The sequence below is a fragment of the Streptomyces sp. NPDC006294 genome (genome assembly GCF_042870895.1).
Lineage (GTDB): Bacteria > Actinomycetota > Actinomycetes > Streptomycetales > Streptomycetaceae > Streptomyces.
The window spans coordinates 100917-114003 of record NZ_JBIAHV010000012.1; the positions used below are offsets into that span (position 1 = coordinate 100917).

Sequence of the window (13087 nt, forward strand, 5' to 3'; positions counted from 1 at the left end):
GCCGACGGCCCTGCGGAGTACTTGGTCGTCATTCCTTCTCCGGGGCGGCGGTGGGGTCCAGGACCTTGCCCGAGATCTGCAGGCGCTCCTCCGGAGTCGTGGGCATGTCCACACGCTCGCGGTAGAACCACGCGCTCAGCCGGGCCCGGAGCCGGTGCCTGCGCGGCGCCGAGGCCCCGGGGTGCGTCAGGGGCTCGGGAAGGGCCCGGACCAGCAGGCGGTAGCGCCGCTCGGCGTCGAGCGGCTCGTGGCTCTCGCTGATCGCACCGTAGGGGCTCTGGCTGACCTTGCCGCTCTCCTCCCCCTCCTCCAGCAGCCGGCGGTCGTGCGACTGCAGGGCGAGGCAGATGCGTTTGGTCGCCATGAAGGCGATCACCGGGCCCACGATCACCGTCACCCGGAAGAACCAGGTCAGACCCTCCAACGGGACACGGAAGACCAGCGAGATCACGTCGTTGCCGCCGGCCGCCAGCAGCACCGCGTAGAAGACGATGGCGGCGACTCCCAGGCCGGTGCGCGTCGGGCGGTCCCGCGGCCGGTCGCACAGATGGTGCTCCATCAGGTCCCCGGTGATCCACCTCTCGACGTACGGATAGAGGTACAGCAGCATGAAGAGCAGCCCGGGAAGCACGATCGCCGGCACGAAGACGTTCCACATGACGGTGTGCCCCGCCACGGTGGTCTGCAGCGGTGGCATCAGCCGCAGGGCGCCCTCGAGGAAACCGACGTACCAGTCCGGCTGGACGTTGGTGGAGATGTGGTCCGGGCGATAAGGGCCGTAGTTCCAGACGGGGTTGATCTGGGCGACGGCTCCCATCACGGCGGTGACGCCGAAGACCGCCATCGACAGGCCGACCGATTTCGCGGTGTAGTGGGGGAACAGTGGCGGGCCGATGACGTTGCGATTGGTCTTGCCGGGGGCCGACCACTGGGTGTGCTTGAGGTAGACGACCATGAAGAGGTGGACGACGATCAGGGCGAGGATCGCGCCGGGAATGAACAGTACGTGCAGGATGTAGAGGCGCCGGATGATCGCGTCGCCCGGGAAGGCGCCGTCCCAGATGAAGAAGCTCAGATAAGTCCCCACGACGGGAACGGACTTCACAATGCTGTCCGCCGTGCGAAGGCCGGTGCCCGAGAGCAGGTCGTCCGGCAGGGAGTATCCGGCGAAGCCCTCCAGGAGGGCGAGAACGAAGAGCGTCACCCCGATCATCCAGTTCATCTCGCGTGGCCGGCGGAACGCGCCCGTGAAGAAGATCCGCAGCATGTGAACGGCGATGGCGGCGACGAAGACGAGAGCGGCCCAGTGGTGCATCTGCCGGATCAGCAGACCGCCGCGGACGTCGAAACTGATGTCGAGCGTCGTGACGTAGGCGGCGGACATCCGGAGCCCTTGCAAAGGCTCGTAGGAGCCTGTGTAGACCGTTTCGGTCAGCCCGGGGTCGAAGAACAGCGCGAGATAGCTGCCGGTGATGAGCAGGACCAGAAAGCTGTACAGCGCGATCTCGCCCAGCAGGAAGGACCAGTGGTCAGGAAACGCCTTGCGCAGCAGCTCCTTGCCGAGTTCGGAGAGCGGCGCCCTGCGGTCCACGGCCACATAGGAACTGAAGGCCGCCTGGCGGCTCTGCCCCCGGAGCCTCGCCCTCCGTTTCCCGAACAGCATGCGTCCCGCTCCCTCGTCCCTCGGCGACCATCCGGCGGCGTACCCCACGGCAGGCACGTGCGTACCCGAACTATGGGTCCTCAATCCCTTACAGGGTCCGCATTAGGCCCAACAGGGGCACGCCCTCGTGGCCTTTGCGGCCCGCTGCCGGCCGCGCGGTAGCTTGCTACGGTCCCGGACGGGACAGCCGGTTTCGGCTTCCCGGCAGGCAGCCGACAGACAGTCCCCGGACGCGAGGTTCGGGCCGACGGGATTCTCCGGAGGGCCAAGGTGGGCCATGAGGCAGACATCATCGAGGAACTCACCGCCGACCACCGCGCGGTACAGCGACTGTTCGACCAGATCCGTGCCGCGGCGCCCGGCAGTCACGCCCGCAAGGAACTCGTCGAGCAGGCCACCATCGAACTCGTACGCCATTCGACGGTCGAGAAGGAGTACTTGTATCCGGCCGTGCGCGATCACGTGGTCGACGGTGATCAGTGGGCCGACCGGGAACTCGCCGACCATGCGGAGGTCGAGCAGCTCCTGCGGGAGCTGGACGAAACCGGACCCGACGACGCCCGGTTCGTACCCCTCACGCTCTCGCTCATGACACTCGTCACCGATCACGTCCGCGAGGAGGAACAGCGTCTCTTCCCGCGCCTGCAGGCGCTCTGTCCTCCCGATCTCCTTCAGCGGCTCGGCGACCGCGTCCGCACCGCCAGGAAGGCCACCCCGACCCGGCCCCGTCCGCGTGCCCTCGACTCCCCCCGGGCGAACAAGCTGACTGCTCCGCCCCTGAGCCTGTGGGACAGCGTGCGGGACGCGCTGAGCGGAAGGGGACAGCGCCGGTAGTCCGGCCGGACGGCGCCGAGCGGCCGCGCGGGCGGCTCGTTCTGTGCCACCTCTGAGCTTGCTCAAATAGGCAGTAACACGGTGACCTGCGGGGGACGCTGCCCCCATGAACCAGGACATGGGGCCGCGGGCGTCCGCGGCCCCCGGGGCAGAGACGAGGGGGCACCCGTGGAGATGTGGTTGGTGATCGGCGGTTTGGCGGCGGTCGTCGTGCTGTACGGAGCGGTCCAGTGGGCCATCGACGTGCGGCGCGAGCGTGCCCATGGCAGCAACAGTCACTGGAGGAATCCTGTCGACCCCGCCGACCACGCCGGTGGCGCGTCCGGTCAGACCCTGTCCCTGGGCGGTGAGGGCGGAGGGGACGCGTCGTCATGAGACGCGGAGGCACGGTACTTCCACTCCGCCGACGGTCATCGGGCGGGGCAGGGCGGCGAGTCCCCCGGGACGGGAGTTCCGGAGTTCGGCCTCGATGGAGATGCCGCCCGGGCCGGTGTGGAGCAGGCCGGGCTTCGGCGGGTCGGTGCGCAGGGCGTGCGGGCGGTAGACGGGGCCGGCCGCCGTCGTGGAGTGGAGCGTCCCGCCGGGGGCGCGCAGTTCGTGGCCGAGGGTCATGTCAGATCCTGCTGCTCCGCGCGCCGCAGCTTGTGGACCGCGCCGTGCAGCGCCTCCACGGCGTCGTGGGCGCGCTCGCGGTCCTCGCCGTGGTCGATGGCCTCGAGGGCGGCCGCGGCCGCGGTGCGCACCTGGTGCGGGAGGCCGTCGTCAGCGGCGATCCGGTAGGCGACGGTGCGGCGCGCGAGCCGCTCCTGGGCGGTGACGCCGCCGGCGCCGGTGAGCGGGAAGACGGCCGCCTCGTACGTGACCACACCCATGACCACGGCATGGGCGAGCCCCTCGGCGTAGCCCTGGGCGCCCGCCTCCGATTCGGCCCTCGCCAGGTCGGCGAAGACCCGGCGGCGGACGAGGAGCGTGCCGGCCCAGGCACCCAGGCCGGTCACGGCACCGGCGATGACCGCGGCCCCGGCCCCGACCGTGACGTAGGCGCCGCAGGCGGCGAGCACACCGGCGCCGATGGCCAGCTCCACGGATATCAGCAGGTGGGCGCGGCGGGCGGAGCGGTTCATGCGGGAAGTATGCCGAACGGCGCCGACGGTCCGGCTCGGGGGCCGGCCGTCGGCCGAACGCGACGGGCGTCGCGCCGGGCCGACGAGCGGGCGACGCCTCCCCTGCCGGAACGCCGAGCCCGCTATTCCGGGGGCCGGCCGGAGACTCCCACGTACCAGTCGTCGGCCTCGGTCATCCCGTCCATGCTCGGGAAGTACGGTTTGACCAGGTCGTCGACGTCCTTGAAGTACACCGTGGTGCACAGCGGATACTGATCCCCTGTCGGAGCGCTGATCATTTGGCGTGGCACCACCCACACGAACTTCCCTGGCTGCGTCCAGCGCGACCGGGCAAAGGTCAAGCCGGAGTCCGCAGTTCCTCTCCTCAATACGTCTGACCAGCTCATGTATGTCACGAAATCAGCGTAGAGCGCTGCCCCGGCCGAGAAGAAGGGGAGTTGACAACGTCTGGCCCGTTCCGATAGCGCCGCTCTCCCGCAGGGCGTCAACCCGCGTGGACACGCGAGTCTCCGTCCGGGGCGTGCGGTGCTTCCTCCGGTCGCCGGTGGGCGCGCCCCGGTCGCCGGTGCCTGTGTCGGCGCCCTGCGGCATCATGCCTGCCGTGAATACCGAACTGACAGACGTCTGGCGGCGGCTTCTCGCCGACCCCGGCAAGTCCTGGGTGCTGTTCGAGCACGGCACGTGTGTGGTGCTGACCGCTCCGGACGGCGACCTTGCAGAACAGGCCACCGAGATCCTGAAGCAGTTCGGCCCGGCGCACGCCGGGTCTTCGGCGGGTGACGTCGGGGTGATCGGCCCCCAGGACGCCGAGGGATGGGTCGTCACCGGGCACCACAACGACGTCCTCACCTACGTCGGCCCTGATGAGGCTCGCGATCGGTCGGAGATCGCCGTCGGGTTGCTCGGACGTTCCAAGCGCCATCGGGACGGCACCGAACTCCACGTCGTCCATGTCGAGGACAAGCGAGGCTCGGCGGACCCGTCGTGAGCCCCCGGGCGGGGTGGCCGGGAACGCGCTGAAGGGCGGCGGACGCCGACATCGTGTCGGAGTGCGCCGCCCATGAGCGGGACCGGCCGCGGAAGACGGTCCGTACCGGCTACCTCGGATCGCGGTTGAAGACCGCCTTCGACCAGAAGCAGCCGAGCACCGTCAGGCCCAGGCACCAGGCGACGGCGAGCCACCCGTTGTGGCCGATCTCGCTGCCGAGCAGCAGGCCGCGCAGGGTTTCGATGGCCGGCGTGAACGGCTGGTACTCGGCGATCGGCTGGAACCAGCCCGGCATCGCGTCGACCGGGACGAAGGTGCTGGAGATGAGCGGGAGGAAGATCAGCGGCAGCGCGTTGTTGCTGGCCGCTTCGGCGCTCGGGCTGACCATGCCCATCCCGACGGCGATCCAGGTGAGCGCCAGGGCGAAGAGCACCAGCAGCCCGAATGCCGCGATCCACTCCAGGGCGGTGGCGTCCGTGGAGCGGAAGCCGATGGCCACGGCGACGGCGCCCACCAGGACCGTGCTCAGAATCGACTGGAGCACGCTGCCGATGACGTGTCCGGTGAGCACGGAGCTGCGGTGGATGGCCATCGTGCGGAAGCGGGCGATGATGCCCTCGGTCATGTCGTTGGAGACCGACACCGCGGTGCCGATCGTGGTGCTGCCGATGGTCATCAGCACGAGGCCCGGCACCAGATAGGCGATGTACTGGGAGCGGTCGGCGCTGCCGCCGCCGATGCCCGCGCTCATCACGTCGCCGAAGATGTAGACGAAGAGCAGCAGCAACATGATCGGTGTGAGCAGCAGGTTCAGGGTGAGGGACGGGTAGCGCCGCGCGTGCAGGAGGTTGCGGCGGAGCATCGTGGACGAGTCGCGTACGGCGAGGGAGAGGGAGCTCATCGGACAGCCTCCGTCGGCAGGTTGGGCTGGTTCGGCCGGTCGGAGCCGGTCAGGGCGAAGAACACGTCGTCGAGGTCGGGCGTGTGCACGGTCAGTTCGTCCGCCTCGATGCCGGCGGCGTCCAGCCAGTCGATGATGGAGCGGAGCTCACGCTGGGTGCCGTCGCTGGGGATCTGCAGCGCCAGCGCTTCGTCGTCCCGGGTCACCTCGGTCAGCGCGAGGGCGGCGGTCCGGTACGCGGCCGGGTCGGCGAACCGGAGCCGGACGTGGCCGCCGGGGATCAGCCGCTTCAGCTCTTCCGCGGTGCCCTGTGCGGCGATCCTGCCGTCGTTGAGCACGGCGATGCGGTCGGCGAGCTGGTCGGCCTCCTCCAGGTACTGGGTGGTGAGGAAGACGGTGACGCCGTCGTCGGAGACGAGTTCGCGGATGATCTGCCACATGTTGTGACGGGATCGGGGGTCGAGGCCGGTGGTGGGCTCGTCGAGGAAGATGATCCGCGGGTTGCCGACCAGGGTCATGGCGATGTCGAGGCGGCGCTTCATGCCGCCGGAGTAGGTGGAGGCCGGCTTCTTCGCGGCGTCGGTGAGGTCGAAGCGCTCCAGCAACTCGGCGGCGGTGCGCCGCCCCTCGCTGCGGGAGAGGTGGTGCAGGTCCGCCATGAGGAGCATGTTCTCCTCGCCGGTGATCAGGCCGTCGACGGCGGAGAACTGGCCGGTGACGCCGATCGCGGCGCGCACGGCCTGCGGGTCGGCGGCGAGGTCGTGACCGCCGACTCGGATCTCGCCGGCGTCGGCGGTGATGAGGGTGGAGAGGATCTTGACGGCGGTGGTCTTGCCGGCGCCGTTGGGGCCGAGCAGCGCGAACACGGTACCGGCGGGGATACGCAGATCGATGCCGTCGAGCACGGTCTTGTCGCCGTACGACTTGCGCAGGCCGACGGTGGAGACGGCGGCGGGCGGTTGCGAACCGCCCTCTCGCCTGGACGTGGACATGACAGATGAAGGCATGGAGCCCTCCCATTCGAAGGGTGAGGCAACTGGGGTGGCTGAGGTGAGGGTTGGCGGGGAGAGCCGCGGGGCCGGGGGCTCAGCCCCGGGCGCGGCGCACGTCGATGTTGCCGTAGCGGGTCCGGGCGCGGACCTTGACGGTGTCCTCGGTCTTCTCCGGCGCCCCGGACGCGGTGAGCGTGTTGCGTACCTGGCCGGCGTCCGAGCTGACGTCGAGCCAGGCGGCCGTGCCCTCGCGGACACCGACCTCGATGGCACCGTAGGAGGTCTCCAACTGGACGATCCCCCGGGCCACTTCGCCCACACGCAGCGTGCCGTGGGCGGTGGTGGCGGTGACGGAGTCCTCGGCGCGCCGGATCTCGATGTCACCGTTCGCGCCGCTCACCCGCAGCTCGCCGGTCACGGCACCGACGGTCGTGGTGCCGTGCGAGTTCTTCAGGACGGCGGGGCCGTCGACGATGCCGACGCGCAGGCTGCCGGAGCTGGTGGTGATCTCGGCCGCGCCCCCGACCCGGTCCACGGTGATCGAGCCGTGCGACGCGGTCAGCTTCAGGGCGCCGGTCGCGTCGAGGCGTACGTCGCCGGACGAGGTCTTCACCTGGACGTCGCCGAGCCGGCCCTCGCCGAGCACCTGGGCCCAGGAGCCGCTCATGTCGACGTGTGAGCCCGTGGGCAGTTCGACCGTCACGTCGACGGTGCCGGTGCGGCCGAGGCCGAGCAGATTGGGCTTGGGCGTCCTGACGGTCAGTGTGCCGTTCGCGCAGGTGACCTCGGTCTGGTCGGCCGCCCGTACGTCAAGGTCCTTCTTCGGGTCGCGGGGGCGTACCTCGACGACGGCGTCGAGGCGGTCGCCGGCGGTGAACTGGATGGAGCCGGCCACCACATGCGCCGTGGCCGAGATCGGTTCGGGAGTGTCGAAAGAAGGCATGGCTGTCCCGTCCTCTTGGGTCTTCAGGGCGTCCCCGCTGGTGGGACGTGATGTGGATGAAGCAGTGAGGTGAGTGGTGCGGGCGGGGCGCGGCTAGCGCACCCAGCCCGTGAAGCTCTGACCGACGGTCCGGGCCTTCTCCGTCGTACGGGGCCGGGCGCCGCCGTCGACCGCGGCCGACACGGCACGCACCAGCCACGCGTTGACCGACAGGCCCTCGCGGGTCGCGGCCTCCTCGGCGCGGGCCTTGAGGTGGGCCGGCAGGCGCAGGTTGACGCGGGCGGTGCCGCCCTCCTCGCTGTCGGCCGGGGCTGAGGTCCTCGGCGGTTCGACGGGCGCGGCCGGCTCCGCCGGGACACCGCCGCCGACGGACGGCAGTGTCACCACGAAGTCGGGGTCGAGTCCGCGCAGCCGTACGTCGACCGAACCGGGGGCGAGTTCACGGGTGATCTCGTCCATCGCGGCGGAGAGCACGCCGAGCATCGTCAGCCGGGTCGCCGACTCCAGGGGAGCGGTGAGCCTGTCGGCCAGCTCGCGGGCTTCGTCGCCGCCGGCTTCGGCGGCCACCGCGAGTTCGCGGCGGAGGGTCTCGACATACGGGGTGAGGTCCATGACGCCATCATGGCACCATAGTGGCGCCATACGCAAGGCCGATGGCGCAGCATGGGCGAGAATCCGCGATGAGACACGGCCGACCTGCGGAAACATGGACGGGGCAGCCTGAGCCACTATGGCATCACGGCATGGCGGGACGTGGAATAGCACTGCGTGGCACCAGGTGGTGCCACATGGCGCCACCTGGTGCCACCGTCCGGGCACGTTGCGCGCGACGGGCCTCGGACGGCCGGACCGGGGGCCGGCGCCGAGAGCCCGGCCTGTTGCCGCCGGCCGGCGACGAGCTGCTCCCGGTGCCGGCGGCGCCGGCCGACCCGATCCGGCTTCACATCATGGAGAAGCCGGCCGTACGCCGCCTCACCGCGCTGGCCTTCCTCCGCGACACGGCCGGCCTCCGGGCCGGGCACCGGGCTGAGGCCGCCGCCGGGCCGGGCACCGGGCTGAGGCCGCCGGCGCGGGAAGGCCAAGGACCTTGCGCTGACCGGAGACCTCACGGGGGCGGGAGCGATCCGGCCGTCATTGACCGGAGTTACTCCCTGCAACGGGCCGCCGAAGCCCGCCGCGTCCCGAGCGGGGCGCACCCGATCGGTCGCGTACTTGGTCCGGTCCGGTTGGGAGCCAAGCCCCGGGGCAGGCGCGTCAGGCTCAGCCCCGGCGCGCCACGGGCCGTAGTGAGCGGCAGCGGCCCCTGCGACCAAGGCCCACTTGCGGTCCCCCGGCCGTCGGCGTCTGGCGGCGCGGAATGCGGGTACCCGCTCGGCTCCGCAGCTGCATGCGTGCGTTTCGCCGCACAGCACGCAGAGCCCCGGGGCGGCCGGCTCCACGGCGCTCGCGCCGTCCGGTCCGGCAGCGGTGAGGGGCCGGACCTCGACTCGGCAGTGGGCGGGAAGGGAGCCTTATGGGCAGCAACGGGCTGAGGCGTCTGGTGGAACGTGACGGGTACCTTCCGATAGCCGATCACGGTCTGCTCGGGGACGGCCGGGGTTCGGCCCTGGTGGGACGGGACGGCGCCGTCAGCTTCATGTGTGTGCCCCGCTTCGACTCCCCGCCGCTGTTCTGCGATCTGCTGGACAACCGGCGCGGCGGGCGCTTCCTCGTCGCCCCGGAAGGGCTGCACAGCAGCAGCCAACGGTATGTGGGCGACACCGCTGTGCTCGTCACGCGGCTGCAGACGCCTACAGGCGTGGTCGAGGTGACCGACGCGTTCCTGCTCCGGTCCGAGGCCCTCCTGGAAGAGGACGAACGAGCGGGTGCCCACGTGCTGGCCCGGCGCGTACACGTGCTTGCCGGCAGCGTCGATCTGCGCGTACTCCTCCGGCCACGCGGCGGCGTCCGCACCGAGCGACAGGCCGACGGCCGGCTCCTGATCTGCCCCCAGCAGGGCGTTTCCCTCCATCTGGGATCGTCGCGCCCCTTGCCCGGCTGCGACTGCACGCTGTCGTTGCACTCCGGAGAGAGGCTGGCGCTCACGCTCAGCTGGGGCGGGCCTGTGCGGACCTCCGTGGAACGGGTCGACTCGGCGCTCCAGGACACCGTCCAGGCGTGGCGGCGCTGGTCGGCGCAGGTGGTGCGCGACGTTCCCCAGGCCGATCTGGTGCGACGCTCGGCGATCACCCTCAAGCTCCTGGACTACGTCGAGAACGGCGCCATGATCGCGGCCCCCACCTCGTCCCTGCCGGAGCGCATCGGAGGCAGCCGGAACTGGGACTACCGCTACACCTGGATACGAGACGCCGCGTACGCGGTCTTCGCGCTACGGCGCATCGGGCTGCCCATGGAGGCCGGTGGCTTTCTGCACTGGGCCCTCACCACAGCCCGGTGGAGCGACCGGCCCCGGGTTCTCTACGACGTCGACGGGCAGCTGCCTCAGACCGAGACGGTCGACGAGGAGCTGGAGGGCTACCGTGCGTCGGCCCCGGTGCGCTGGGGAAACGCCGCTGCCGAGCAGATCCAGCACGACGTGTACGGGGAGATCCTGGACTGCGCGTTCCAGTGGACGGCGACCGGCGGCCGGCTCGACAGCGGCTTGTGGCAGCGGCTGGCCGCTCTGGCAGGGCGGGCCCGTCACGCCTGGCAGACCCCGGACCGCGGTATCTGGGAGGTGCGCACGGCCGGCCGTCCCTTCACCTACTCCGCCGCGATGTGCCAAGTGGCTCTCGACCGGGCCGCCCGGCTCGTCGACCGCCTGGACCTGCCCGGTGACGCTGACGCGTGGGCCAAGGAGGCGAGTCGACTGACCGACCACATCCTGCGCGAAGCCTGGGACGAGGACACCGGCACGCTCACCGAGCACCTCGGCCCCGGCGGCGGTCTCGACGCCTCGCTGCTCGCCCTCCCGCTGCGGCGGGTCGTGCCCGCGGACCACCCCCGCATGGTGGCCACCACCCGGGCCATGGCGAGCCGGCTCGACGCCGGCGGCGGGCTGCTCCACCGCTATCTTCCGCAGCTGTCACCGGACGGACTGGACGAGCCCGAGGGCGCTTTCGTCCTGTGCAGCTTCTGGCTCGTGGACAATCTGGCCGGTCAGGGCCGCGTCGAGGAGGCCTCGGAGCTTTTCGAGCGGCTCTGCTCCTACGCCAGCCCTCTCGGTCTGCTCTCCGAGGAGATAGACCCCGGCACCGGCGCCTTCCTGGGCAACTTCCCGCAGGCCCTCAGCCACGTCGGACTGGTGTCCAGCGCGGTCGTACTCGCCCGAGTGCACCGCGGGGTCCGGCCCGAACTGTCCACCCACGCATGGTTTTCCTGACCTGTACCTGTGCCTGTGCCTGTACCTGTACCTGTACGCACGTGCCGGCCGAAGCGACAGCCGTGGCGCCGGCCCCCGGGGAGACCCGTCACTTCACTTCGATGAAGTACGCCATGAGGCGGGCGGCGGTGACCGTGCCGAGCAGGCGTACTCCGTCGGCGTCGCGCTCGATGACCGCGATCAGGGGGCTGCGCGTGCGGGCCATCAGCGCGGCGACCTCCATCGGGCGGGCGTCAGGTCCGACGACCGGCGGGGGGAACGCGCTCCGGGGAGCCCATTCCGCGACGGTGAGCCCTGGCAGCCGCTCGGCGACATCCGTGTCGTGCCGCTCGTCGACGACGGCCGCGAGCCGCGGATCCTCGACGATGTAGTGCGGCATGAGCTGCCGCACGAGCTGGGAACCGGGCACGATGGCGTAGGGATGGCCGTCGGCGTCGAGGACGAGCAGGGCCGGGAGCGACCGTTCGGCCAGCATCCTGGCCGCGTCCATCGCGCCGTCGTCGGTCGTCACGAACGGATACGCCTCGGCAAGGTCCCGCGCACGCACAACCGTCCTCCTTCGCCTCGTCCCGCGAGGGCCGGCGGTGTCCGCTCCTCGCGGTGGAGCTCGGTGCCCGGTGGGTCAGGCGGCGGTCCACTGGTGGGCGCGGCCGCCGCGCCACTCGACCCAGGCCGGGTCGTCGATCACCGTGTCCGGGTCCTCGATACCGCTCGCCTCGAGGAAGACGACCAGGTCGTGATCGGAGTAGGCGGTCCCCAGGATCTCGTCCCGGCCGTGCAGGTGCACGCTCACCCGCCGGCCGCCCGACGCGGACGGCCGGTGCACGACGATCGGCGCACCACCCACACAGCCAGCCTGCCGTCTCGCGGGTCCGGCAGCCACTCACGCGGCAACGGGAGCCGCGGGCGGGCTGAGGCGGGAGCCCGTGGCCGTGCGGGGGACGGACGCGGGCAGTGTGCGCTGCGCGGCGGGCGGCGGAGGGTTCGCGCCGGCCGGCAGGGGCACTCGCGACGCGACGGTACGCGGTTCCGCGCGGAGAGGAGGAGACCGTCGTTGGCCAGTCGGATGTCTCCCACAGGAACGAAGCCGCCCTCGAGCGCCACGCTCGGTGCGCGGCCCCACGACCGTCCGCCCGTGGACACCGTCTCGTACGGCCCCTGTCCGAAACGCCTGCCGCACCCGGGCCGCACAGTCCGGCCCGGCGCGGGGCCGGGGCGGGGAGAAGGGAGGCAGTCATGACGAGCGACGGCAGCATGGCCGACGACGTCTATCAGCCGACGGGCAGCAACGAGGAGCAGGAGGACGCCGCGCCACTGGATCTGCAGGACGCGGTGGACGAGCGCAGTTACGACGACATCCTCGACGAGGGCTACTCTCCGCCGGAGAAGCCGCTCGGGGTGAACAGGACGGGTACGACCGCGGCGGAGCAGCACGACGGCGAGTCTCTCGACGAGCGGCTGGGCCAGGAACTGCCCGACACGGCGGCGGACGACGGGGACGGCATCGGCGACCTCCCCGGCGGCGAGGGCGAGCCGATCGATCCCGAGGCCGGGACTCGGCGGGCGGGACGGCTCGTCGCACCCGACGAGGGCGCCCACCCGGACACCGACAGGGAGCTGTTCGCCTCCGACGTGGGCATCGACGGCGGCGCGGCGGCGGCCGAGGAGGCCGCCGTGCACGTCGTACGCGACTACGACAGCGAATCGTGGGAACGGGACCTGGACAGGAGTGACAGGTGAACCGGGCGAGTCGGGCCGAAGACCCGGCCCCCATGTGCCCGAGGCTCTGAGGGCCGCCCTGCGACCGCGCGTACGCCGGGGCGGGAGCCCGCCCCGGCGCACAACAGCACAACGCCCCAACGGCACAACAACCCAACGCCGCAACGATCAGAGACCGGCCCCGTCCGGACCCCACTGGGTCGTGGGCTGCAGCACGGCCTCGGTCAGCGCACGGGTCCGCAGTTCGGTGACGGCCTGGTACTCGGGGTCCGCCACCATGCGGCTGAAAGCCTCCGCGCTCGGGTAGCGCACGAGTATGACGGCGTCCCACGCCTGCCCGTCCTCGGCCACCAGCGCGGTGGCGCCGGAGCCGGCGTACAGCACTTTCCCGCCGTAGCGGGGCAGGAACGTCTGCTCGAGGTGTCGGGCGTACTGCTGGTACAGGCCGCGTCCGTCCGGCGCGAAGCGCAGCAGGTTGAGCATTACCACCGGCTCGCCGGAGTTCTCGGCGAGCAGGCGCTTGAGATCGGCGCCCGTGGGGTCGATCGCCACGAAACACCCC

General features: G+C 71.2%; 16 protein-coding genes. 5 read left to right on the top strand and 11 right to left on the bottom strand.

Annotation, left to right across the window (positions count from 1 at the left end; translation table 11 throughout):
* Positions 1 to 28: 28 nt before the first annotated feature.
* On the bottom strand, positions 29 to 1663 hold the full coding sequence (locus ACFYOP_RS22210) for a ubiquinol-cytochrome c reductase cytochrome b subunit (protein WP_356893278.1): 1635 nt from the start codon (positions 1661 to 1663) through the stop codon (positions 29 to 31).
* 270 nt (positions 1664 to 1933) lie between these two features.
* Here ACFYOP_RS22210 and ACFYOP_RS22215 point away from each other — a divergent pair, with 270 nt between their 5' ends.
* A complete protein-coding gene (locus tag ACFYOP_RS22215) occupies positions 1934 to 2497 on the top strand; it encodes a hemerythrin domain-containing protein (RefSeq protein WP_356893276.1) in 564 nt (187 codons plus the stop codon).
* 168 nt (positions 2498 to 2665) lie between these two features.
* Complete coding sequence (locus ACFYOP_RS22220; RefSeq protein WP_356893274.1) at positions 2666 to 2872, top strand: hypothetical protein; 207 nt, start codon at positions 2666 to 2668, stop codon at positions 2870 to 2872.
* Here ACFYOP_RS22220 and ACFYOP_RS22225 read toward each other — a convergent pair.
* The 3 genes from ACFYOP_RS22225 to ACFYOP_RS22235 all read right to left on the bottom strand — a co-directional run bounded on the left by ACFYOP_RS22225 (position 2867) and on the right by ACFYOP_RS22235 (position 3899).
* Entirely contained in the window at positions 2867 to 3109 is a 243-nt protein-coding gene (locus ACFYOP_RS22225; protein ID WP_356893272.1) for a hypothetical protein, read from the bottom strand. The two genes, ACFYOP_RS22220 and ACFYOP_RS22225, sit on opposite strands and share 6 nt — an antisense overlap.
* Complete coding sequence (locus ACFYOP_RS22230; protein WP_356893270.1) at positions 3106 to 3621, bottom strand: hypothetical protein; 516 nt, start codon at positions 3619 to 3621, stop codon at positions 3106 to 3108. Before ACFYOP_RS22230 ends, ACFYOP_RS22225 begins: the two co-directional genes overlap by 4 nt.
* Positions 3622 to 3743: 122 nt before the next feature.
* Entirely contained in the window at positions 3744 to 3899 is a 156-nt protein-coding gene (locus ACFYOP_RS22235) for a hypothetical protein (RefSeq protein ID WP_356893268.1), read from the bottom strand.
* Between the two features lie 314 nt (positions 3900 to 4213).
* Here ACFYOP_RS22235 and ACFYOP_RS22240 point away from each other — a divergent pair, with 314 nt between their 5' ends.
* Entirely contained in the window at positions 4214 to 4609 is a 396-nt protein-coding gene (locus tag ACFYOP_RS22240; RefSeq protein WP_356893266.1) for a hypothetical protein, read from the top strand.
* Between the two features lie 109 nt (positions 4610 to 4718).
* Here the strand turns inward: ACFYOP_RS22240 and ACFYOP_RS22245 are convergent, their stop codons facing one another.
* The 4 genes from ACFYOP_RS22245 to ACFYOP_RS22260 all read right to left on the bottom strand — a co-directional run bounded on the left by ACFYOP_RS22245 (position 4719) and on the right by ACFYOP_RS22260 (position 8057).
* A complete protein-coding gene (locus ACFYOP_RS22245) occupies positions 4719 to 5510 on the bottom strand; it encodes an ABC transporter permease (RefSeq protein ID WP_356893264.1) in 792 nt (263 codons plus the stop codon).
* Positions 5507 to 6517 (bottom strand): ATP-binding cassette domain-containing protein, encoded by a 1011-nt coding sequence (locus ACFYOP_RS22250; protein ID WP_388452496.1) that lies wholly within the window; start codon positions 6515 to 6517, stop codon positions 5507 to 5509. The genes ACFYOP_RS22245 and ACFYOP_RS22250 overlap by 4 nt, the downstream gene beginning before the upstream one ends.
* A 79-nt stretch (positions 6518 to 6596) precedes the next feature.
* Positions 6597 to 7445, bottom strand: a complete 849-nt coding sequence (locus tag ACFYOP_RS22255; RefSeq protein WP_356893260.1) for a DUF4097 family beta strand repeat-containing protein — start codon at positions 7443 to 7445, stop codon at positions 6597 to 6599.
* 93 nt (positions 7446 to 7538) lie between these two features.
* Positions 7539 to 8057, bottom strand: coding sequence for a toxin-antitoxin system HicB family antitoxin (locus tag ACFYOP_RS22260; RefSeq protein WP_356893258.1), 519 nt, complete (start codon positions 8055 to 8057; stop codon positions 7539 to 7541).
* Between the two features lie 901 nt (positions 8058 to 8958).
* Here ACFYOP_RS22260 and ACFYOP_RS22265 point away from each other — a divergent pair.
* Positions 8959 to 10806: a glycoside hydrolase family 15 protein gene (locus tag ACFYOP_RS22265; RefSeq protein WP_356893256.1), complete on the top strand. Its 1848-nt coding sequence runs from the start codon at positions 8959 to 8961 to the stop codon at positions 10804 to 10806.
* 88 nt (positions 10807 to 10894) lie between these two features.
* Here ACFYOP_RS22265 and ACFYOP_RS22270 read toward each other — a convergent pair whose 3' ends face one another.
* Positions 10895 to 11353 (bottom strand): CBS domain-containing protein, encoded by a 459-nt coding sequence (locus tag ACFYOP_RS22270; protein ID WP_356893254.1) that lies wholly within the window; start codon positions 11351 to 11353, stop codon positions 10895 to 10897.
* A 75-nt stretch (positions 11354 to 11428) separates the two neighbouring features.
* Positions 11429 to 11653 carry a hypothetical protein gene (locus ACFYOP_RS22275; RefSeq protein WP_356893252.1) on the bottom strand — a complete coding sequence of 75 codons (225 nt, stop codon included), beginning with the start codon at positions 11651 to 11653 and terminating at the stop codon, positions 11429 to 11431.
* Between the two features lie 389 nt (positions 11654 to 12042).
* Between ACFYOP_RS22275 and ACFYOP_RS22280 the strand changes: the two genes are divergently transcribed.
* Positions 12043 to 12546, top strand: coding sequence for a DUF5709 domain-containing protein (locus ACFYOP_RS22280; protein ID WP_356893250.1), 504 nt, complete (start codon positions 12043 to 12045; stop codon positions 12544 to 12546).
* Between the two features lie 147 nt (positions 12547 to 12693).
* On the opposite strand, the gene ACFYOP_RS22285 is transcribed toward ACFYOP_RS22280, so the two are convergent.
* Positions 12694 to 13077, bottom strand: a complete 384-nt coding sequence (locus ACFYOP_RS22285) for a DUF1330 domain-containing protein (protein ID WP_356893248.1) — start codon at positions 13075 to 13077, stop codon at positions 12694 to 12696.
* Between the last annotated feature and the right edge of the window lie 10 nt (positions 13078 to 13087).